This is a genomic window from Pseudoalteromonas sp. TAP-3C, from assembly GCF_059888565.1.
Window position 1 is genome coordinate 142634 of sequence record NZ_CM187618.1, and the last position, 23161, is coordinate 165794.

Sequence of the window (23161 nt, forward strand, 5' to 3'; positions counted from 1 at the left end):
GGTTTTTAGCTACTTTAATTTGAGCTTTTAAGTGCCGCAGGTAGCGTGCTTTTTAGTGGGTACTGTTTAGCAACGAATAAATTTAGACCGTGTTTATCTAAGAGAGCTCTGAAGTTTAATATGGATGGGCCTTTAGCAATCACGTTAACACGTTTAAGTTTAGTAATCGCCAGCACACCTTGTAACTGTAAATCGTAGTGTGCTTGTTGTAATACTCGTTTACTAAAGGTAGAACTTAGCAGTAAATAATCAAACGCTATCTCGGTTACTAAATTAAGTTCGCATTTGTCTTTTGCAAAGTTATTTAAGCCAATAGAGTATCCTAACTTTTTAAGTTGTTTTAGATTATCCAATTGCACCGCACTGGCGTAACGCAATTCTTGCTCATCAAATAATAAGCAAAGTTGCTCAATGTTTAAAAACTGTTTTAGCGTAGCGGTTAGTAAAGAAAACTCATGCTCTTCCAGAAGTAAACCTGAACAAGGCAAAAGCGCAACGGCTATTTTGGCATTTTGCGCCTGTTGATAAGCCTGTTTAATGAGGTTTAATTCAACTTTTGCGTGCTGCTCTTTATCATTAGCAAACTTTTTTAAAATATCAAAGCTGGTAAAGCCAAGCACCGGATGCTCACTAAAAGCCTCAAGTAACGCTGCGCTCTGATAATGTTCATTAAAGGTAATGATATCTGAGCTACGAAAATTCATAGGTAAAACATCAAGATAATGTAATGTGTGTGACTCATGTTGCATCACCGGCTCAGCGAGCAGTGGATGAAATAGCTCGAATCGATTTTTACCTAAATTTTTAGCATGATACATAGCTGCATCGGCATCACGAATAATTTCATCCGTATGTTTATAACTTTGTTTTGAATAGGTAATACCAATACTTGCACCACCTTGCACGCATATACCTTTGCTACAAAATGGTTTTTGCATAATTTTAATTATACGCTCAGCAACATCTTCAGCCTGATTTGGTTCGGTCAAATGAGTGAGTAAAATAACGAACTCATCTCCACCTAAACGTGCTAATAAATCATGATCACGAATACACTGTGAAAAAAGCGTGCCGACATTAATTAAAAATTCATCACCGGCATGATGACCAAGTTGATCGTTTATATCTTTAAATTTATCAAGGTCAATAAACAGCACTGCAAAATGCGCTTCAGTATGGCGTTGATAATACTGAAGGGTTTTTTCAAGTTGGGTTAAAAATAAGCTACGATTTGGCAAGCCCGTTAATGAATCATGATGAGCATCGTGGTAGAGCTGTTGTTCTATTTTTTTACGTTCCTCAATCTGCATTTGCAACTGTAAGTTTGCTTGACTTAATTCTTGGGTTTTTTCGTTCACGCGAGAGGCTAGCTCTTGATGGCTCTTTTTTAGCGCTTGCGAAGCTAATTTTGTCTGTAGCACGCTAGCAATTTGGTGTGATACAAAGGTGATCAGCTCAGCATCATCGTGTGTAAAAAGATGTTCATTGTTATAGGCTTGGCACACAATTAAGCCGATAACGCCTTGCGAGGTCTTAAGTGGAGCGCCTAGCCAACTGGTGGCTCTTTTCGATTCATCTATCGGTTTTTCACGCTTTACAATGCCGCTATTTAATAATTCTTGTGCTCTTTGCGGGTGAATTATTTGTGTTTCTTCGGTACTGATCACCAGCTCACTGTAACCTTTTGCAAAGCGTCTTGGTTGAGTGCTGCCTTTAAATTCATCAACACTGTAAGGAAAGCTAATCCATCCTGATTTTTTGTCGTATAGGGCGATATACAGGTTCTTTGCGTAAGTAATGGTTTTTATTATTTGATGTATTTTAAAGTACGCGTCATCTATATTCTCAGCTTGAGTTGTCAATTCTGAAATTTTAAACAGTATTTGTTGACGTTGCAGTGCGCTTTTTCGTTGCTGTATCTCAAGATTTAAAGCCTCATTGCTCTGTGTTAATGCACGAGTTCTAAGTTTTACCTCTGATTCAAGCAGCTCTCTTTTTTTAACTCGTTCAATAGCAGTGGCTAAATAAAGTGACATCGCCTCAAGTAGGTTTATTTGTTGCGCACTATAACCTTGCTCAGTATCGTAGCTTTGCGCCGCTAACACACCGATAATGTGTTTTTCTTGATAAACGGGAACGCCCACCCAGTGTTCTGCAGGAGTGCCCAGCGCTTTAAATAAACCTTGTTGTGCCGCATCGTGCATTTGTTGCTTAGTAAAATAACTGGTTTTACCTTGTTTGAAAACATACCCTGTAGCGCCTTCCTCAAAGTTGTTATTTTGATCAAGCGCCACCGCAATACCATCTTTTTCATCTGAAAAATAAGACAATTCCAGCTGTTGTGATTGCGGTTCTAAAAGCACCACATAAAAGCTTTTGCTGGGTACATATTTTTGTAATATGTCATGAATAGCAGGGTAGAGTAAGGTTAATTCAGCGACAGTGCTTGCCTGCTCTGATAGTTGTATCAGTGCATTATGGAGGTGGTAGGCATGTTTGTACTTTTTCAGTAGTGCTTTTAGTCTTTTATTTTGGTGCACTAGGCTATTTGGTACAGTAAGTTTATCTTCCAATGATATTAACCAATTATATTTTTCGTATAGTTATTAATCACTATAGTTCCACCTTTAGTATTTTGCGTCAAGTAGATATTTATCTAAATTATGCCGCTAAAAGTCGTTAATTAGAAACAAAAAAGGCTTACTAGAGAGTAAGCCTTTCGTTTATATAGCGTATGGTTGGATTATTTAGCTGTCATAAAATCGATTGCTGCGCTAATTTCATCATCAGAGCAATCCATACAGGTGCCGCGAGGTGGCATTGCGTTAAACCCGTCTATGGCATGTTTTAATAATGTATCTTTACCTTTAGCAAGGCGGACATCCCAGTCTTCGGCTGATTTTGGTGCACCCAGAGCGCCAGTGCCATGACAAGCGAAACAAGCTGCTTGATATACTTGTTCACCTGAACGAGGACCTGTTGGTGCAGCAACTGCCACTTTTTCACCTTCAAAGTAAACAGCACCGATAGGCGCTAAACGTTTTTTAATTGCATCTTCAGTCATAGCGTTATCATATGGCTGTGCGTATGCGGTGGTTGCTAACATAAGTAATGCCGCAGCTGTAAATTTTTTCATTTTGCCTTGCCCACTTCAATTTGAACGTGATCAATCACGATTTTAAATGACGGAAATTTAAACCGATTATAACCCCACTAAGTCATTTATAAAATGTTCAGCGTCGATTTTATTTATAAATACGACTAATGATTGTCTTAACTCAATAAAATTACATGGTTTAGTGTGTAGTTAAATTATAAAACAGTACTATTAAGCATTTTAATGCGATAAAAATTCTTAACCCTTAACTCATAGCTAATACGTTACGCACTAGCTTATCGATTCCTGCATCGGCGTCTAAAATAGATTGCGCCAACATATAGGCAGGCGTTGTCACCAATTTATTGTCTGTATCAATAACAATATCTTCTACTTTGCACTCTATATGTTCAGCGCCCAAGGCAGTTAAAGCCTTTATCGTATCGCTATCGTTACCAATAGTAAGCGTGGGCTGGTTGTAAATAAATGGTAGCAAAGCCGGAGCAATACACATATAACCAGTGGCTTTGTTTGCCTTTGCAAATGCTTTACAAGCTGAAAGTACATCGGTATTTACTTTAGCGTTAGTGCCATTAATAGCAAAGTCAGATAAATTTTTAGCTACACCAAAACCGCCAGGAACAATTAAAGCATCAAATTCTGTCGCGTCTAATTCGCTAAGTGGCTTGATGTTGCCGCGCACGATACGCGCAGATTCAACTAATACATTACGCGGTTCTATCATTTCTTCACCAGAGACGTGATTAACGGTGTGATATTGTTCTATGTCTGGTGCAAAGCACTGATACTTAGCGTTATTTTTTTCAATATGTAACAAAGTAAGTACGGCTTCATTAATTTCACTACCATCAAACACGCCACAGCCCGCTAAAATTACCGCTACATTTTTCATATTATTTTGCTCCATTTAAGTCACCTTTATAAAGTTTAACACGACCAATCAGCGGATTTAAAAATTTATTTGCCGATTTTTTAGCCGCAAAGTAAGTTGTTATGCGCTATATGCTATTTAGTGACCAGTGAGGTGGAAAAAAATTATAAAGGATCGCTATGATCTTTGATCCATTATGCTAGAATGTTCATTCAGTTATTTAAATGGACGTAAGTAATCAAAGTGGGTTACAACATCAGTAACAGTTTTAATGCTTTTCCACATTGGTAAAAAAATAATAAAAAAGAACCTCGCATTATCTTTTTTTAAATAAAACAATACATTACAAATTAATCTAAGTGTTTTAATATGCTTTGGATAAATTGAGTGTGGGTGTTATCTACATAGTTATCCACAGCTTATTAAAAGTGTAGTCCTATTGTTGTCATTAATTCACTGTCGTTTTATTTATTGCCTTGTGGCATGCTTACATCCATATCATTTTTTTGTATTTAGGATCCAATTTTACCATGGCTCAGATCCCCGAAAACCCGCTTATTCTTGTTGATGGCTCTTCATATTTGTTTCGTGCTTATCATTCGCCGCCACATTTAACCAATTCTAAAGGTGAGGCCACCGGTGCTATTTATGGCGTGGTAAATATGTTGAAAAGTTTGATCAAACAATACGATCCCTCCCATATGGTGGTGGTATTTGATGCTAAAGGTAAAACTTTCAGAAATGACATGTACAGCGACTATAAAGCGAATCGCCCGCCAATGCCTGACGATCTGCGTTCTCAAATAGCGCCGCTGCACAGTATTATTAAAGCGATGGGATTTCCGTTAATCAGTATTGAAGGTGTGGAGGCCGATGACGTCATTGGTACTTTTGCACGCATTGCCTCTGAGCAACAACGTCATGTATTGGTATCGACCGGTGATAAAGATATGGCGCAGTTGGTCAATGAACATGTCACCCTTATTAATACCATGACCGACAGTATTTCAGATCCCCACACCGTGGTTGAAAAATTTGGTGTTGGGCCTGAACTCATTATCGACTATTTAGCTTTAATGGGCGACAAAGTCGATAACATTCCTGGCGTTGAGGGATGTGGGCCTAAAACAGCGGTTAAGTGGTTGCAAAAGTACGGATCGCTTCAAGGTGTCATTGATAATGCAGCTGATATTAAAGGTAAAATAGGTGAAAAGCTTACAAAGGCGATTGATCATTTACCGTTAAGCTATGATCTTGCCACCATTAAATGTGATGTTGAGGTTGAATCTGATCTTGATACTTTTAAATTGCAAACACCCAATAAAGACGAATTAATTGCTTTATACGGCGAATGTGAGTTTCGTCGTTGGCTGGCTGAACTGCTAGACAACTCAAAAGATACCGACACACACTTAGCAGTACCCACGCAAGCGAATGAGCTGCCAAAAGTGGAAGATGCGCACTATGAAACGATTTTAACGCAAACACAGTTTAATGCCTTAATTGAGCAGCTTAATGACGCTGAGCTATTTGCTTTTGATACTGAAACCACCAGTTTAGAGTATATGAAAGCGCAATTGGTGGGCATGAGCTTTGCGATTAAAGCAGGGGAAGCGGCTTATTTACCCCTAGCACATGATTACCCAGGTGCACCACAGCAGCTAAGCCTTGAATATGTGATGCAAAAGTTAGGGCCTATACTAGCAGATGAAAATAAAGCCAAAGTAGGTCAGAATTTAAAATACGATAAAAGCGTACTGGCTAATGCAGGTTATGAGCTTAAAGGCATAAAGTTCGATACTATGCTGGAGTCTTATGTATTTAATAGTGTAGGCACGCGTCACGATATGGACTCGTTGGCACTTAAATATTTAGGCCACAAAAACATTAGCTTTGAAGACATTGCAGGAAAAGGCAAAAAGCAGCTCACGTTTAATCAAATTGAGCTTGAAAAAGCGGCACCTTATGCGGCAGAAGATGCCGATATTACGCTTCGTTTACACCACGTATTATGGCCAAAACTTGAAGCAGATGAAAAACTTAAATCGGTATTTGAAGATATAGAAATGCCACTAGTTAGCGTTATTTCTGATATTGAGCGCACTGGTGTGGCGATCGACAGCAAGATGTTGGCAGCCCATAGCCAACGTTTGGGTGAGCGATTACTTGAGCTTGAAAAAGAAGCATTTGAAATTGCAGGCGAGCCGTTTAACTTAAGCTCACCAAAGCAATTACAGGTATTGTTGTTTGAAAAACTCGAACTGCCAGTTATTAAAAAAACACCCAAAGGCGCACCTTCTACCGCAGAAGAAGTATTGCAAGAGTTAGCACACGATTACCCATTGCCTAAAGTGATTATTGAGCATCGTGGTTTATCTAAACTTAAATCAACCTACACCGATAAATTACCCGTGATAGTGAATGAGCATACACAACGTGTGCATACTTCTTATCATCAGGCAGTAACAGCAACCGGTCGATTAAGTTCAAGCGATCCTAATTTACAAAATATTCCTATTCGCTCAGAGGAAGGACGCCGTATTCGTGAAGCCTTTATTGCTGCCGATGGATATAAAATTGTGGCGGCCGATTACAGTCAAATAGAACTGCGTATTATGGCGCATTTGTCCCAAGACAAAGGATTATTAAATGCGTTTGCAAATGGCTTAGATGTTCATAGTGCCACGGCTGCTGAGGTATTTGGGGTTGAGCTTGAAGAAGTTACCACAGACATGCGTCGTAAAGCTAAAGCGGTTAACTTTGGTCTTATTTATGGGATGTCGGCATTTGGTTTGGCGCGTCAACTTGATGTGCCTCGCCATGAAGCGCAGCATTATATCGATAAATACTTTGAGCGTTTCCCTGGTGTTTTAGAGTATATGGAAACAACCCGTGAAAAAGCGGCAGAAAATGGTTACGTGGAGACCATTTTTGGTCGTCGCTTACATTTACCAGAAATTAATGCGCGCAATGGGGCACGTCGTAAAGGGGCTGAACGCGCCGCAATTAATGCACCGATGCAGGGCACTGCGGCCGATATTATTAAAAAAGCCATGCTAAGTGTACATACTTGGGTTAATCAGCAACCACCTAATACGGTTAAGTTACTTATGCAGGTACACGATGAATTGGTATTTGAGATCAAAACAGAATGCACCGAGCAATACACCAAACACATTTGTGAGCTGATGTCACAAGCGGCACAGTTAGATGTCCCCCTTATTGTTGAAGCTGACGAAGGTGATAACTGGGAACAAGCACACTAATTTAGCGCTCCTGTAATGGTTTTAATATAGGCAAATACAGAGTTTAAAAAGTATTATTTAAAAGCGCCATCAGGCGCTTTTTATAGGCTTAAAGGTTAATAAAAGGTTAAACTAAACAGCGGTTTGTAGTAAATCGTTAGTGGTTCGTCAATTCGCTTCGATTATCAATAATATGCTTGTATTTCTATGCTTGCTTTTGGTAAAGTGCCGCCCGTCCTCATCCTGTAGGACATCCTGTTGATGATGCATCGTAAGATGCAACGTATTGATAGCTTCTCCCCAGTTTGCTATATCGGCCTGTCATTTATTTGATGGGCTGTTTTTTTATAGCTTGACTGCCAAGCGTTAAATTTATTCTCTAATTGCACTTCGCGTTTTAAATGATAACATCAGCTTACTTTGCATTGTCGTTTTGCCCCACAGTCACTAATGATTTTCAGCTAGGCTGATCAAAGTATTTATTTTACCAGTATAAGTTTTTTTATTTTAGGAGTGCATTATGTTTAAAACGTTAGCTATAGCAGGTTTATCTTTGTCATGTTTACTCGTTTCAGGTGTCGCATCGGCAAACTGGCAACTACTGAACGATAAAAGCCAATTAAGTTTTGTTTCTATTAAAAGTAACAGCATTGCTGAAGCGAATCACTTTACTCAATTAGCAGGACAACTGAGTGAGCAAGGTGAGCTTAGCGTGAACGTTGATCTCACCTCAGCAGAAACCTTTATTCCTATTCGTAATGAACGTCTGAGTAAAATTTTGTTTGAATCTGACACGTTTGCAAGCGCTATTTTAACCGCTGATTTATCGGATAAATTATCACTTATTAAGCAACCAGGTCAGCATTTATTAAAAGGTATTAATGCAGAGTTAGACTTTCATGGTCAAAAAAAATCGCTAGTGGTTGATGTATTAGTCAGTAGTGCACAAAATAGTGACTTAAGTGTGGCGTCTTTAACCCCTATTATTATTAATAGCGAAGATTTTAAGATTACTGAAGGTATTATGCAGTTACAAAAATTAGCGGGTTTACCGGCAATTGCTACTGCTGTGCCGGTTACATTTGCGCTTACCTTTAAAAAGCAGTGATCTCACTTAATGAGCTTAGTAAGCAACTAAGCGAGCCAAGCAAATCTTTCGAACAATGGCAGCCCGCTCACTGCGGGCAGTTACCATTATTGATTGATGAGCAAGGTAAATGGTTTTATGGCGGTAGTGAAATTACTCGCCAATCAATGGTGAAACTTTTTGCCAGTGTATTATGCAACGAAGATGAGCAGTTTTACTTAAAAACACCGGTAGAAAAAATCGCGATTGAAGTGAAGGATGCGCCCTTTATTATTGTAAGTTGGCATCGTGAGTCGACATCTGATGGCAGTGTTATTTGCTGTATTGATAACCTACAACGGACTTGGTTATTAAGTCGCTCTGAGTCACTTTATATTAACGACTACAAAGGTACGGCTGTGCCTTATATGCAATTACCCTATGGCTGTTTTGCGCGAGTTGCAAGAAATGTGTTTTATCAGTGGGCTGAAATAGCCGAAACAGATGAGCTCGGCTATTTTATTACTTCCGCACTGCAGAAATTTTACTTACAGTGATTATTCGCTATCGGGTGCTGTTAACTCAGCCGGTGGAACGGCAACTATTGGGCCTAAAAACCACTCATCAAGCTTTTTAGCAACTTCTGGTAAGCCGGTGCCCTTAAGTGATGAAAATGCGTGAACGGTAATATCACCCTCTAATTCACTTAACTCACGACGTACGCTAAGAACTTGAGACTTACGCGGGCCTTGCTTTAGCTTATCGGCTTTGGTCAAGAGTGCCAATACCGGAATTTCACTGCTTACTGCCCAGTTAATTAAGTCGCGGTCTAAATCTTTTAATGGATGACGAATATCCATCAATACCACAATCCCTTTTAAACTTTGGCGTTTTTGCAGGTATTCTCCTAGCGATTTTTGCCATTTCTTTTTCATTTCAATGGGTACTTTTGCAAACCCATAGCCCGGTAGGTCTATGAGGCGCATATTATCAACATCGGCTAATTCAAATGTGTTGATCAACTGAGTGCGGCCTGGTGTTTTACTGGTACGCGCTAGCTTTTGATCGGTTAGTGCGTTAAGTGCACTTGACTTACCTGCATTAGAGCGACCGGCAAACGCGACTTCAATTCCCGTATCAGCAGGTAATTTAGTGATGTCTGGCGCGCTTGTAACAAAAGACGCAGTGTTATACTTGATACGAGATTTGAGCACAGGCTCTCCTAAAACTTAAAAAAATAACGTAGAGTAAACTAAATTCACCCGTGGCGCGTATTTTATACTATTAAGTAGCTATTAAAAAGCGTATTTAAACATGGAAAACCATTGCCGACGGTACAATTTAATTGACTTAGCTATTAATTTTATTCAAAACCTTATAATTAATAGGTTTAATATGTGTAGAAAACGTGCCAGAGAATTTAATATCGTGTAGAATGTAACAATCACAACATCCATATTGTAGATGATACAGGGTCGGAAACAGAGAATTCACCATGAAAAAAATAGCACTATCTTTAACTATATTGCTTGGTGCGTTGTCAGCAAGCAACGCAACAGCATTTGATGGCGATGTAAACGCAGGTAAAGAAAAATCAGCAACGTGTGCGGCTTGTCATGGCCCAGACGGTAACGCGCCGGTTAACATTTACCCAAAAATTGCAGGCCAACATGCGGATTACTTATATAAGCAACTTACTGAATTTAAATTAGGCATGACCTCAGGTGGTAAGCAAGGTCGGATGAATCCAGTAATGAGCGGTATGGCAATGCCATTAAGCGACCAAGATATGAAAGACTTGGCTGCTTATTTTGCTTCTTTAAATATGTCTGAAGGTGCTACGCCTAAAGATGTTGAAGCAACAGGGGCTATGTTGTACAAAGCAGGTGACGCTGAACGCGGAATTCCATCATGTGCTGCATGCCATGGTCCACGTGGTAATGGTTCATCGTTAGCGAAATTCCCAAAAATTTCTTTCCAACATCCAGAATACATCAAGTCACAACTGGAACAGTTTAGAGATGGTGTTCGTAATAATGACCTAAATGGTGTTATGCAGGACATTGCAAAGAAATTAACTGACAAAGACATTGAAACATTATCTAAATACCTTGGTGGTCTACACTAAAGTCGTATTTATTTAGATGTTGTTAACATAATACACTGTCAATTAGTGTAAAAAGCAGCGTTAGCTGCTTTTTTTGTGTCTGCTATGACCGATAAAGCGCTTTTCCTTGTAAGATATTGACCATGCTTTGGTGTGAGAAAAATCTCATTTTATTTTAATTTATTGGGCTAACTTATTGTAATTTATATTTTTTGATCTTTTTCTTTGTATTTGATTCAAGAAAAAAGATATAAATTAGTTGTAACAAAAATATTAACGAGTAAATTTTTCCCTGTCGTAACAACAATAACAAATAGGAAAACGTTACAAGGATAGTGGCGCGGCACGATTAAATAACACATTAATGGTGTTATCAAAGGAAATATCAACAAAGCGTTAGGAAGACCGAAAATAATAAAAACCCATGGAAGTTTAATAATAAAAACAAAATGGAATGTTACACGGAAGATAAATAACAAAAATACGGATAAAGAAATAATAATAATAAAAATAATAAAGACTAAAAGTCGAAGGGAGAAGTGTCCATATAATGGCGCTCAAATTAGCAGGCGGTAGAGATGTTTTCTCTACCGCCTTTTTATTTGTGCTGTTACAATACACACCGTTTAAAAAAAGCATCTAACTATGCTTTGGCGTTACAAGAGAAGCCCAACCTCAAAAACGCAAACCGAACTCTTCTGGCTAGGCCAGCACCGCGATGCCCATTTAGTTGCGCGTCGCTCAAAACCTCTTAAGTGAGATGAACAAGATTATGAGTAGAAAGAAAAAGTCACGTAAAATTCCATCAAATGGCCCTGTGCGTTTAAGCCAAGATAAGCTTAAAGAAATGCGCGCATTGAAAGAGCAACGTGTTAAAAAAACCAAGGGCGCTAAGCCTGGTTCGCGTAATGCACCGGATGCATTGAGTAATGATACTCAAAAAACAGGTTCAACTTCTAAAGATAAACGCGTTGGTAGTAAAAAAGCAGTGCCATTAGTTGCACCAGCTACTGAACCAAAAATTGAAATGAAACGTAACCTTAAGCCTGTGGCAGAGCTTAAAAAAGCGGTTGAACCGCAGTTAACGCCTGAACAAGAATTAGAAGCACTTGAAAATGATGAGCGCTTACTTAAATTAGTTGAGCGTCATGAACAAGGTGAAATGCTCACCGGTAAAGATGCAAAGTATTTCAACAGCCGTATAGCGCGTCATCAAGTACTGTGTAAATTATTGGGCATTGACGATGAAGACGAGTTTGAAGATGACCTCAGCGATGAAGAAACTAACTCTGACTTTGATCAATACCTATCGAATGATCTCGCTAAAGAATGGCTAGATGATGACGATGATAAGTAATAAGGATACGTAATGAGTACAGCGGTGATCTTAGCTTTAGTTGTAGGTGCTGCTATTATAGCGGGCTTAGCATTTTATGCGGGTCAATTGCTCTATAAGCTAAATATGCAAAAAAAGCTAATTAGTAAAAAACAAGCAGAGCAACAGCAAAAGTTAAAGCAGTCGCGTTTAAAGCGTAATGCGAAGTTAGCCGATAGTATTCATTTAATTGCACGTGCGATGAATGAAAAGCAATGTGAGTATTCTGAGGGCTGTTTACGTATTTGGGTATTGATGTCGCAATACAGCTTTGAAACTGAGCGTGACTTAACGACTGCGTATCCTGGCATTTATAAAATGTACGATGTGGTAAAAGAAATGCCAACTCATGATTCACGTAAAAAATACGCTAAAAAAGAAATTTTTCAGCAAGATACCGCGCGCTGGCGCGCAGAAGAGTCGCTTAGTGATGAAATTAAAGCCGACTGTGAAAAAATTATTGTTGAGTTCAAAGCGGCGCAAGGCAGTGAAAACGTGGTTTTTAACTAGCGGCTAGATTTTATAGCATAAACAAAAAAAGCAGATTTTGATCTGCTTTTTTTATGCCTGCTATTTTTAAATTACGCGTGAGAACCGAGTGGCATTTATTTGTTTTTGTAAATGCGCATCAAAGCACATGCAAATTATACGAATAAACACATTCCCTTTTGGTGTTACGCTAATTAGGTTGTTTTCTATTGTCACCATTTCATCGGCAATTAATGGTGCCAGTGCTTTTAAAGCGTCTTTAAAGTAGTCGTTAAAACTAATCTTATGTTTGTTGGCAAATACGGTCATATCAAGCTCAAACTGGCAAATAAGCTGTTTAATCGCATCGGCGCGAATTAGATCATCCTCTGTTAAATGCATGCCTTTATTAATGGCACTGCCAGCTTGCTCGTCGACTGCTTGGTAATAATGTTTTAACTCTTTTTTGTTTTGTAATATGGCTGTACCTATTTGAGAAATAGATGAAACACCTAAGCCCAGTAAGTCGCATTCGCCATGAGTGGTGTAGCCTTGAAAATTACGATGCAGTTGAGCGTTGTTTTGGGCAATGGCTAACTCATTATCAACTTTTGCAAAGTGGTCCATACCTATAAATTGATAACCTGCTTGGGTCATTTGCGCTAGGGTATTTTTAAACATGGTGAGCTTATTATGCGCACTGGGTAAATCGGCGTCTTTAATTTTACGTTGGGCGGCAAAACGCTCCGGTAAATGAGCATAGTTAAATACTGAAACGCGATCAGGGTCTAAGGCAATAAGCTGTTCAATAGTTTGCGTAAAACTCTCAGGTGTTTGTAGTGGTAAGCCATAAATCATATCAGCATTAATCGACTTAAAGCCTAGTTGTTTTGCTTGGGTAATTAACTGTTTAACATTATCAACATGCTGCGGACGATTAACTGCTAGCTGCACCTCGTCATTAAAATCTTGAATACCAAACGATACTCGATTAAAGCCCAAGGCGCTTAAATCAACTAGCATATTATCAGCCAGTGAGCGGGGGTCTATTTCTATACCGCGCTCACAAGTATCGCTAAAGTTAAAATGTTGCTCTAGTAGTGTCACTAAGCGCGTCATTTGTACTGCGGTTAAAAAGGTCGGTGTACCACCGCCTAAATGTAATTGTTCAACCTGATAATCTTGAAACAGTGGTGCTTGGGCGGCGATTTCTTTGGCTAAAAAGTCTAAATAGGTATCGGCTTTAGATTGATGGCGGGTAATCACTTTATTGCAGCCACAGTAGTAACAAAGCTGGCTACAAAACGGAATGTGAATATATAAAGACAAAGCACGGGTTTGCGATGATTCAATGGCACTGATCAGGTCTTGCTGCTGATACCCCTCAGCTAATGAAAGTGCAGTCGGATAGGACGTGTAACGCGGGCCCGATATATTGTATTTATTTATTAAATTTTGATCCCATTGAGGAAGTTTAATCATCACGCGCACCTTATCTTTTAAGTTGCTGCGTATTGTAAAAAAGCAAAGGGAAGGCGGCTTTGATCTACAACAAAAAAAGGTGCCGCAGCACCTTTTTAGTATGTAATGCGGCTGCGTTACATTATGGCGTCTTTAAGATACTGAAATAGCTCTTTGTAACCTTTAGCAGGCTTCTCATCTTTGACTTCTTTGGCGGCATTACGCACTAGTTGGCGCATTTTTTGGCGCTCAAGCGCAGGGTATTGTTCAATTGTTTCGTTGATCAGGTCATCCCCTTGCTCAATTAAATCACTGCGCAGTTGCTCAATTTTTTTAATCATAACCTCTGCTTGGTTATTTTTATTAAGCATTACGTCAATAATCGCTTTAATTTCTTCGATGTTTTCTACAGTACGAAGAGTTTTTGCGATGTAATTTAAATGACGACGGTAAGCATCGCTTTTATTACTAATTTTATCAGCGACAACCATTGCTTCTATTAAGTCATCATTGAGCGGCAGGCGTTCGCGCTGCTTTTTACCCATTTTGGCAATTTCAGAACCTAACTGATGAAACTCTTGCGCATCGCGCTTAAGTTCACTTTTTGATACATATATAATTTCTTCTTCAATTTCAGCAGGCTTGCCTTTTTTCTTTGCCATGGGGCGCTCTTAAATAAAAATAACTTAATCTATTATACGCGATTCTTTTAGTGATTAATATTAGCTGATGTGGTGCAGTGAGTGTGTTAGCATTTAAATATAAAAAATGTGTGCAACATGGCCTTCGAGGCTCAGGACAGAATTTATGAAAAGCCAACATCAAGATCCAATTTATTCGCAAATTTCTCAAGTAAAAGAGGCTGTTTTAGAAGTACTCGAACACGCTAAAAAACTCGGTGCCACTGCTGCCGAAGCGGCTATGTCGAGCACCTCAGGGCTATCGGTAAGTACGCGCATGGGCGAGGTAGAAACCATTGAGTTTAACCAAGATGGTGGTCTAGGTATTAGTGTGTATGTTGGCAATAACAAAGGCTCTGCCTCAACGGCTGATTTAAATCCAAAAACATTGCGAACTGTGGTCGAAAAAGCCATAGATATTGCTAAATTTACCTCAGACGATCCGTGTAATGGTATTGCGGATAAAGAATTACTCGAGTTTGCCCCTAAAGATTTAGACTTGTTTCATCCTTGGGATGTAACCCCTGAGCAAGGAATTGATTTATGCCATAGCGCAGAGCAAGCCGCATTAAATGCCGATGAGCGCATTGTTAATTCAGATGGTGCTAGCTTCTCTTCGCATCAAGGGCTGCGAGTGTATGGTAATAGTCATGGTTTAATTGCAGGTTACCCGCGTACACGTCATAGCATCAGCACTATGGTGATAGGTAAAGAAGGCGAGCATATGCAGCGTGATTCAGCTTATACCATTTCTCGCGATCAGGCTGGGTTGAAGGACGCAGCAAGTGTGGGGCTTGAAGCTGCCGCAGAAACTCTCGCTAAGCTAAACAGTCAAAAGTTAGGTACTATGAAGGTGCCGGTCATTTTTAGAGCTGATATTGCTAACTCGTTGTTTGGTCATTTAGTGTCAGCCATTGGCGGTGGTGCATTGTATCGTAAATCAAGTTTTTTACTTGATAGCCTAGGCACACAAGTATTTAGCAACACGGTTAATATTTCAGAGCGGCCGCATTTGCTAAAAGGGTTAGCATCATCGCCATTTGATAGCGAAGGGGTTAAAACTTTAGACCGAGAAATCATCCACGGCGGTGAGCTGCAAACGTATTTATTAGCAAGCTATGCGGCACGTAAAATGAATATGACCCCAACAGGGCATGCTGGCGGAATTCATAATTGGTTAGTTGAGCAAACGCATCAAGATTTAAGCGCATTATTAAAAACCATGGGCACAGGTTTATTAGTTACTGAGCTTATGGGGCAGGGCGTAAATACTGTAACCGGTGACTACTCGCGCGGTGCCGCTGGATTTTGGGTTGAAAATGGGGAAATACAGTACCCAGTAAGTGAAATTACCATTGCTGGTAATTTAAAAGATATGTTTAAAGGTATTGCTGCTATTGGTGGCGATATAGAGCGTCGCGGCGGTATTCAAACCGGTTCTGTACTGATTGAACAAATGCAAGTAGCAGGAGCTTAATACCAATCCGCTTGCTTAAATTTAGTTTAATTTAAGCAAGCCCACTTTAGGTGTTTTTAAGGTGTAATATGGCTAAAGATAGATATGCGCCAAAACCGTTAACCGATATTATGGCCGGGCTAAATAGCCGTTTAGCAGCCTACGCGGGGAAAAGCCAAGCATTGGATACACAGCAACAATTGTTGCGAGATTTTTTAGGCCCTAAACTAGGCGATAAATGCCGAGTGAGTAATTACCGCGATGGCACTTTAATGATAGAAGCTGTCTCAGCGCCTATTGCGCTTAGGCTTAATTATTTAAAAATGGATATGCAATCTCATTTTAGAGCAGCAGGTATGGCGGAGCTTGGGCAAATAAAAATTATTGCCAATCCACAGGCGACTCAACGTTTAAGCAGCCGCCCTAAAGCAGCTGATGGCAAATCGACTAACTCCCTTAGAATGAGTGAACAAACGGCTGATTATTTAAATGCTATCGCCGATTCAGCTCCACCGTCATTAAAAGAAAAGCTGCAGCGCTTAGCTTTACATGGTAAAAAAAAGCCGTAGTCTTAATTTGAGTTATTGATGGCCTTTTTACCTTAAAATACTTTGTTACATATTCAATTTTATTGTTATTTAAATCAGGTTTATGATGCTTAGGTAGTACTTCCTAAATTAGGTTGTAGCTGATGCGTATTTCATTAAGCAGGTAATAGACTGCATCCTATTGTTTTTTGAGTTATCAAATCTTAATGAAATGCGTATTTATTCTAATTAATAGACGGAATTCTTATGAAAAAAATAACAATGACTGCCGCCAGTATTGCATTGGCGTTAGGTTTAGTGGGCTGCGATGAAAAGCCACAAGAAATGCAAGCAGAAGCAACAACAGTGACCGCACCGGTGGCAACCCCTCGTGCCTTAGGTGTTGATTTACAAAATATCGATGAAAGCGTCCGCGCACAGGATGATTTTTATTATCACGTAAATGGCCAATGGTTAGCAAACACTGAAATACCTGGCGATAAGTCAAACTATGGGTCGTTCTCACAGTTATATGATGAATCGCAAAAAGCAATGAAAACGGTACTAGAAAATGCCAGTACCAATAGCAGCGCAAAGCCAGGTTCAGATGAATATAAGATCGGCGCATTTTATACTAGCTACATGGCTGAAAATGCACGTGAAGAGTTAGGGATGTTACCACTTGAGCCGGCTATTAAAAGCATTGATGCAGTGAAAGATAAAGCCGCACTTGTCACACTCATGGCACAGCTACAAGTTAAAGGCGGAGATCTTCCTTTTGGTTGGTATGTAAACAATGACGCTAAAAACTCAAGTGAAAATGCGCTTTATGCCTATCAAGCGGGACTGGGTTTACCTGATCGTGATTACTATTTAAAAGATGATGAAAAATTCACAAAAATTCGCGCGGCTTATCAAACCTATATCACCGATATTTTAGCTAAAGCTGGCGTTAATAATGCCGCTGATGCAGCTAAGGCAATACTTGACCTTGAAACGACACTTGCTGATGCCCAGTGGAGCCGAGTACAAAGCCGTGATGCAACAAAATCTTATAATAAAATGAGTGTTGCTGCTGCTAATGAGCTAATGGGTGAGTTTGATTTAAGTGCTTACTTTGAAGCAGTAGGCATTGATGTCCAAGAGTTAATTGTGAGTCAGCCTAGTTATTTCGAAGCGCTTGCTAACATCTACAAAAATACTGACTTAGCGGTTTGGCAAAACTACTTAAAGTTTCACCTTGTGAGTAATTACGCACAGTTGCTTAATAAAGAGTTAGTGGATTTAAAATTTAATTTTTACAGTACCATCTTACGTGGTGTTGAAGAGCAGGCGCCACTTTGGAAGCAAGCCGTTGATGCATCAAACAGCGTACTGGGTGAAATTTTAGGTAAAGTTTACGTTAAAGAAAACTTCCCGCCAGAGGCAAAAGCGCGCATGGAAGAATTAGTTGATAACGTGATTAAAGGCTATTCAGTGGCAATTGAAAACCTTGAGTGGATGAGCCCTGAAACAAAAATTGCGGCGCAAGAAAAGCTGGATAAGTTTACCCCTAAAATAGGTTACCCAGATAAATGGAAAGATTATTCAGATTTAGCGATTAACCCTGATGAACTAGTCGGTAACTATATTCGCTACAGTGAGTGGGCTTATGCAGATATGATTTCTAAATTAGGTAAGCCAGTTGATCGATCTGAGTGGCATATGACGCCACAAACAGTGAATGCTTACTACAATCCCGTAAATAACGAAATAGTATTCCCTGCGGCGATTTTACAGCCACCGTTTTTTAATTTAGAAGCGGATGATGCGGTTAACTATGGTGCCATTGGTGCGGTTATTGGTCATGAGTTAGGCCATGGCTTTGATGACCAAGGTGCAAAATACGACGGTGATGGCAATTTACGTAATTGGTGGAGCGAGTCAGACCTTAAGCAGTTTGAACAGCGCAGTGCTGCTTTAGTGGCCCAGTATAATCAATATAAACCGTTTGAAGATGCCAGCGTTAATGGGGAGCTGACACTGGGTGAAAACATTGGTGATTTAGGTGGTTTAACCGTCGCTTATAAAGCCTATCAGCTATCGCTGGGTGAATCTGTAGCGCCAATTATTGAAGGCTATACGGGCGACCAACGCTTCTTTATGGGCTGGTCGCAAATTTGGCGTCGTAAATACCGTGATGAAGCATTGCGTAATCGTTTAATGACCGATTCACATTCACCGAGTCATTATCGCGTGATTGGTATTTTGTCGAACATGCCAGAATTTTACCAAGCGTTTGATGTTAAAGAGGGCGATAAAATGTATATCAAGCCTGAAGATCGCGTAAAAATTTGGTAATGTAATCGCATAATAAAAAAGCCAGTGAAGATTAAGCTCACTGGCTTTTTTGTTGCTGATAAATCAACCAAAAATTAGGTTAGCTATATTTCGTTTTTATGGCGCTAATAATTTCGATATTGGCAGCAGGAAATTCATAGTTATCAAGTTCGTTTATACTTACCCATTCACTCGGTTGCCCTTCGGCGCCATGTGCTTGACCATTAAAGTTACTGACCACATGCACATTAAGTCGTACGCATTTATCGCCATAGTCATGCTCAATGGTAACAAGTTCGCTTGAGCTATGAATAGTTAGTCCTACTTCTTCTAAAAGTTCACGCTTTAGCGCTTGAAACACACTTTCTCTAGGCTCTACTTTTCCGCCTGGAAATTCCCATAAGCCACCTTGGTGTTGCTCATTTGCTCGTTTACAAATAAACACATTGTTATTTTTTTTAATTACACCCACAGCAACATTGATAATTACCTTAGTCATTATTTCTCCCTTTTTTGTCACATAAAAAAAGCGACGCAAGCGTCGCTTTTTGTCTAACTTAACAAAGTGGTGTTATTTTAATTTACCACAACATTGTTTGTATTTTTGACCTGAACCACATGGACATGGATCGTTGCGACCTACTTTTGGCTCGCTACGCGCCATAACCTGAGCGCCTTTTGGTGTTTCACCACCTACATGTTCTACTTCTTCATGCTGATATTCGCGAGGTGCATTTTCACTTCTGCGGTGTTGTTCTTCTACTTTTTCAACATCTTCTTCAGCACGTACTTGGACTTTACTTAAAATACCAACAACATCGATTTTTAAGTTTTCTAGCATTTCAGAGAACAATTCAAACGACTCACGTTTATACTCTTGCTTAGGATTTTTTTGTGCATAACCACGTAAGTGAATACCTTGGCGTAAGTGATCCATAGCAGCAAGGTGATCTTTCCAATGCTGGTCAAGGCTCTGTAGCATAATCGCTTTTTCAAACTGACGTAACACAGAGTCGCCGACCATTTGCTCTTTTTGCTTATAAGCTTGCTCAACCGCTTCTTCAATACGATCGCGAAGCTTTTCTTCGTATAGTTTATTGTCATCAGCTAACCACTGTGAAAGAGGCAGCTCAATTAAGAAATCTTGCTTTAAGCGCTCTTCAAGTCCAGGTATATCCCACATTTCAGCCAAGCTCTGTGGTGCAATGTATTGATCAATCACACCGGCGAGCACATCACCACGGATGGCCGTGATCGTTTCTGAAATATCACCTTCTTCAAGCAATTCGTTGCGTTGAGAGTAAACCACACGACGTTGATCGTTTGCTACATCATCGTACTCAAGTAATTGTTTACGAACATCAAAGTTACGTGCTTCTACTTTACGCTGTGCATTTTCAATCGCGCGGTTAACCCACGGATGTTCAATCGCTTCACCGCGTTGCATGCCTAGCTTACGCATCATGTTAGTCATGCGTTCGCCGGCAAAAATACGCATTAATGCATCATCCATCGATAAGTAAAAACGGCTCGAACCTGCATCACCTTGACGACCAGAACGACCACGTAGCTGATTATCGATACGACGTGATTCATGGCGTTCTGTACCAATAATGTGCAAACCGCCGGCATCAATGACTGCATCATGGCGAATTTTCCATGCGGCTTTAATTTCAGCAATTTGTTCGTCAGTGGGGTTTTCAAGTTTTTCAACTTCACTGTTCCAGTTACCACCAAGTACAATATCGGTACCACGACCAGCCATATTGGTGGCAATGGTGACTGTACCTGGTAAGCCCGCATCCGAAACAATATCTGCTTCTTGTGCGTGGAATTTAGCATTCAGTACATTGTGCTTAATTTTTTCTTTGCGTAAAAACTGCGATAAATACTCCGAGCTTTCAATTGAGATAGTGCCTACAAGTACTGGCTGACCACGTTCTTGACAGTCTTTAATGTCGGCTAAAATGGCTTCGTATTTTTCTTCTTGGGTTAAGTACACTAAGTCAGCACGATCATCACGGACCATGGGTTTATTTGTTGGCATAACAACGGTGTCTAAACCATAAATAGACTGAAACTCAAACGCTTCTGTATCGGCTGTGCCGGTCATACCTGCTAGTGTTTCGTATAAGCGGAAATAATTTTGAAAAGTAATAGAGGCTAATGTTTGGTTCTCGTTTTGAATTTTTACACCTTCTTTTGCCTCTACAGCTTGGTGTAAACCTTCTGACCAACGACGCCCTTCCATTGAACGACCTGTGTGCTCATCGATAATGATGACTTCGTTTTCTTTAATAACGTAATCAACATCTTTTTGATAAAGCTTGTGCGCACGAAGAGCAGCATAAACGTGGCTAAGTAGCGTAATACTCGTTGCTGAATACAGTGTTTCACCTGCTTCAATTAAGCCGCGCTCGTTAAGTAGCTCTTCTACTTTTATTTGCCCGCGTTCAGTTAGGTGAACCTGTTTAGATTTTTCATCTATGGTGAAATCACCATCGCCTTCAATCCCTTCCTCGTCTTCTCTTTCTTGTAATTCAAGTAGAGGAACTATGGTATTTATTTCAGTGTATAACGCTGAGCTATCTTCAGCTGGGCCAGAAATAATAAGCGGCGTTCGTGCTTCATCAATTAAGATTGAATCGACTTCATCCACTACGGCGTAAAATAATGGGCGTTGTACGCGCTCATCTATACTAAATGCCATGTTGTCACGCAGGTAATCAAAACCAAACTCGTTATTAGTACCGTAAGTAATGTCGGCTATGTAGGCTTGTTTTTTCTGTTGCGGCATCATGCCTGGTACATTGCAACCAACGGTTAACCCTAAAAACTCAAATAATGAGCGGTTAGTTTCAGCATCACGCTTGGCAAGGTAATCATTGACGGTAATAACATGGACACCTTTGCCCGTTAAACCATTTAAATAGGCAGGTAGAGTTGCTGTGAGTGTTTTACCTTCACCGGTACGCATTTCTGCAATACGACCTTGATGTAAAACCATGCCACCGAGTAGCTGTACGTCAAAATGACGCATACCATTTACCCGCTTTGACGCTTCACGTACCACAGCAAATGCTTCTGGTAGAATATCGTCTAAGCTTTGTCCGTTATCGTAACGCTCTCTAAACTCAGCTGTTTTAGCTTTTAAATCTTCATCTGAAAGCGCTTCTAGTTGCGTTTCAAGTGCATTGATCAGTGCGACCGTCTTTCTTAGATTTTTAATAGTGCGATCATTGCGACTACCAAAAATCTTGGTAAATAAATTAGATATCATGATAAAACCGTTACAATGTATTTTTTTGCTAGCCGTGCATCGACTAACCCATTTTCTTTTACAATTGATAATTAATGTATTCTTTAACCTTTAGGACACATTAATTAGCAATTTTGTATTAAACTGCTTGAAAAGCACTGCTTATTACCTGTGCTACTATACCAGACTCTGCTAAACATCAAACTACCTCAAGAAAAAGATCTTCATTTAAAACAGAAAAAACAGATCATGGTGATAGAAATAGTGTTGTGCAGCTAACTTCGATTTATATTGCAAATAAACAACACCTTGAATATATGGTGCTGAATAAATTAAAAACAAGCGTTAATCGTCTTATGTACTTAGCAAAGTAGCCTTGCATTGATACTCATTCAGTTTGCAGGTAACTTTGTGCTTTTGATAAAGGACAATAAAGTGAAATTCAATGATAACAATTTAGTTGTACTTGGTGCGGGTTGGCTTGGTCAGGCCTTATGTATTGATGCACAAAAACACGGTTGGCAAGTGCAAGGAACTCATCGTAGTGACACCCATCAATTTGAGTTTGAACGCCAGTTTGTATTAAAAAACGGTGACTTACAGCACCAACTAGATTTGCAAAATGCGTATTGGGTATGTGCCATTCCGCCTCGCAGTCGAGACAGTGAAAGTGATTATTCGCAAGTGCTTGAACATGCATTAAAGCTAGCTACTGAGCTTAATTGCAAAGGTTTTTTACTGTGCTCATCCACTGGGGTCTATGATCAAGAGCCTGGTGTATACACTGAGAGCAGCGATATTTCATGCACTAATGAACGACAAATAAAGTTATATGATGCTGAAGAGCAAGTGCTTGAACGCCAAGGTAAAGTACTTCGTTTAGCGGGTTTACTAGGACCAAACAGAGAGCCTGGCCGTTTTGTGGCAGCTAAAGAGCTCAATACGTCAAGCCAGCAAGTGGTTAATATGGTGCACCAGCAAGATGTGATCAATGCGATTTATGCGGTGCTTAAAAATTGGTCGCAAGGGCAAAGTATTTATAATGTGGTTAACCCCGCACATCCTACAAAAGCAGATTATTATGCGCAAAAGTGTGCGCTGTATGGTACACAAGTGCCACGTTTTAGTAGTGATGATGTCGCTGAGCGCAAAATTATTGGCTCAGCGATAGAAGCGCTAGGTTTTAGCTATCAGTTTGGTATTTAACTG

Annotated in this window: 18 protein-coding genes; 10 read left to right on the forward strand and 8 right to left on the reverse strand. The window is 39.8% G+C overall.

Annotated features, from left to right (window positions below):
• Positions 1-14: 14 nt before the first annotated feature.
• From AC6H44_RS00645 to elbB, 3 genes are all read right to left on the reverse strand, one after another.
• Entirely contained in the window at positions 15-2573 is a 2559-nt protein-coding gene (locus tag AC6H44_RS00645) for a diguanylate cyclase domain-containing protein (protein WP_500736853.1), read from the reverse strand.
• Between the two features lie 170 nt (positions 2574-2743).
• The gene (locus AC6H44_RS00650) at positions 2744-3136 is read right to left on the reverse strand and encodes a c-type cytochrome (protein ID WP_500736854.1); all 393 of its coding nucleotides are present in this window, start codon (positions 3134-3136) and stop codon (positions 2744-2746) included.
• Positions 3137-3362: 226 nt separating this feature from the next.
• On the reverse strand, positions 3363-4010 hold the full coding sequence (gene elbB, locus AC6H44_RS00655; RefSeq protein WP_500738346.1) for an isoprenoid biosynthesis glyoxalase ElbB: 648 nt from the start codon (positions 4008-4010) through the stop codon (positions 3363-3365).
• 509 nt (positions 4011-4519) lie between these two features.
• Here elbB and polA point away from each other — a divergent pair.
• The 3 genes from polA to AC6H44_RS00670 all read left to right on the forward strand — a co-directional run bounded on the left by polA (position 4520) and on the right by AC6H44_RS00670 (position 8857).
• Positions 4520-7255 carry a DNA polymerase I gene (gene polA, locus AC6H44_RS00660; protein ID WP_500736855.1) on the forward strand — a complete coding sequence of 912 codons (2736 nt, stop codon included), beginning with the start codon at positions 4520-4522 and terminating at the stop codon, positions 7253-7255.
• Positions 7256-7754: 499 nt separating this feature from the next.
• Positions 7755-8342: a YceI family protein gene (locus tag AC6H44_RS00665; protein ID WP_500736856.1), complete on the forward strand. Its 588-nt coding sequence runs from the start codon at positions 7755-7757 to the stop codon at positions 8340-8342.
• Positions 8339-8857 (forward strand): DUF1285 domain-containing protein, encoded by a 519-nt coding sequence (locus tag AC6H44_RS00670; protein WP_500736857.1) that lies wholly within the window; start codon positions 8339-8341, stop codon positions 8855-8857. Before AC6H44_RS00665 ends, AC6H44_RS00670 begins: the two co-directional genes overlap by 4 nt.
• Here AC6H44_RS00670 and yihA read toward each other — a convergent pair whose 3' ends face one another.
• Entirely contained in the window at positions 8858-9514 is a 657-nt protein-coding gene (gene yihA, locus AC6H44_RS00675; protein WP_500736858.1) for a ribosome biogenesis GTP-binding protein YihA/YsxC, read from the reverse strand.
• A 281-nt stretch (positions 9515-9795) separates the two neighbouring features.
• On the opposite strand from yihA, the gene AC6H44_RS00680 reads away from it, so the two are divergent.
• The 3 genes from AC6H44_RS00680 to AC6H44_RS00690 all read left to right on the forward strand — a co-directional run bounded on the left by AC6H44_RS00680 (position 9796) and on the right by AC6H44_RS00690 (position 12292).
• Positions 9796-10428 carry a c-type cytochrome gene (locus AC6H44_RS00680; protein ID WP_500736859.1) on the forward strand — a complete coding sequence of 211 codons (633 nt, stop codon included), beginning with the start codon at positions 9796-9798 and terminating at the stop codon, positions 10426-10428.
• Between the two features lie 751 nt (positions 10429-11179).
• Positions 11180-11764, forward strand: coding sequence for a Der GTPase-activating protein YihI (gene yihI, locus AC6H44_RS00685; protein WP_500736860.1), 585 nt, complete (start codon positions 11180-11182; stop codon positions 11762-11764).
• A 12-nt stretch (positions 11765-11776) separates the two neighbouring features.
• Entirely contained in the window at positions 11777-12292 is a 516-nt protein-coding gene (locus tag AC6H44_RS00690) for a DUF2489 domain-containing protein (protein WP_500736861.1), read from the forward strand.
• A gap of 66 nt (positions 12293-12358) precedes the next feature.
• Here the strand turns inward: AC6H44_RS00690 and hemN are convergent, their stop codons facing one another.
• Both hemN and yjgA read right to left on the reverse strand, forming a co-directional pair.
• Positions 12359-13732: an oxygen-independent coproporphyrinogen III oxidase gene (gene hemN / locus AC6H44_RS00695; RefSeq protein ID WP_500736863.1), complete on the reverse strand. Its 1374-nt coding sequence runs from the start codon at positions 13730-13732 to the stop codon at positions 12359-12361.
• Between the two features lie 116 nt (positions 13733-13848).
• On the reverse strand, positions 13849-14373 hold the full coding sequence (gene yjgA / locus AC6H44_RS00700) for a ribosome biogenesis factor YjgA (protein WP_500736864.1): 525 nt from the start codon (positions 14371-14373) through the stop codon (positions 13849-13851).
• A gap of 145 nt (positions 14374-14518) precedes the next feature.
• Here yjgA and pmbA point away from each other — a divergent pair, with 145 nt between their 5' ends.
• The 3 genes from pmbA (at position 14519) to AC6H44_RS00715 (ending at position 18714) form a co-directional block, all read left to right on the forward strand.
• Complete coding sequence (pmbA, locus tag AC6H44_RS00705; RefSeq protein WP_500736865.1) at positions 14519-15868, forward strand: metalloprotease PmbA; 1350 nt, start codon at positions 14519-14521, stop codon at positions 15866-15868.
• A 68-nt stretch (positions 15869-15936) separates the two neighbouring features.
• Positions 15937-16416 carry a DciA family protein gene (locus AC6H44_RS00710; RefSeq protein ID WP_500736867.1) on the forward strand — a complete coding sequence of 160 codons (480 nt, stop codon included), beginning with the start codon at positions 15937-15939 and terminating at the stop codon, positions 16414-16416.
• Positions 16417-16641: 225 nt separating this feature from the next.
• On the forward strand, positions 16642-18714 hold the full coding sequence (locus AC6H44_RS00715) for a M13 family metallopeptidase (protein WP_500736869.1): 2073 nt from the start codon (positions 16642-16644) through the stop codon (positions 18712-18714).
• A gap of 79 nt (positions 18715-18793) precedes the next feature.
• Here the strand turns inward: AC6H44_RS00715 and mutT are convergent, their stop codons facing one another.
• The gene (gene mutT, locus AC6H44_RS00720) at positions 18794-19192 is read right to left on the reverse strand and encodes an 8-oxo-dGTP diphosphatase MutT (protein ID WP_500736870.1); all 399 of its coding nucleotides are present in this window, start codon (positions 19190-19192) and stop codon (positions 18794-18796) included.
• A 72-nt stretch (positions 19193-19264) separates the two neighbouring features.
• On the reverse strand, positions 19265-21973 hold the full coding sequence (secA, locus tag AC6H44_RS00725) for a preprotein translocase subunit SecA (RefSeq protein ID WP_500736871.1): 2709 nt from the start codon (positions 21971-21973) through the stop codon (positions 19265-19267).
• Between the two features lie 414 nt (positions 21974-22387).
• Here secA and AC6H44_RS00730 point away from each other — a divergent pair, with 414 nt between their 5' ends.
• A complete protein-coding gene (locus tag AC6H44_RS00730) occupies positions 22388-23158 on the forward strand; it encodes a Rossmann-fold NAD(P)-binding domain-containing protein (RefSeq protein WP_500736872.1) in 771 nt (256 codons plus the stop codon).
• Positions 23159-23161: the final 3 nt, after the last annotated feature.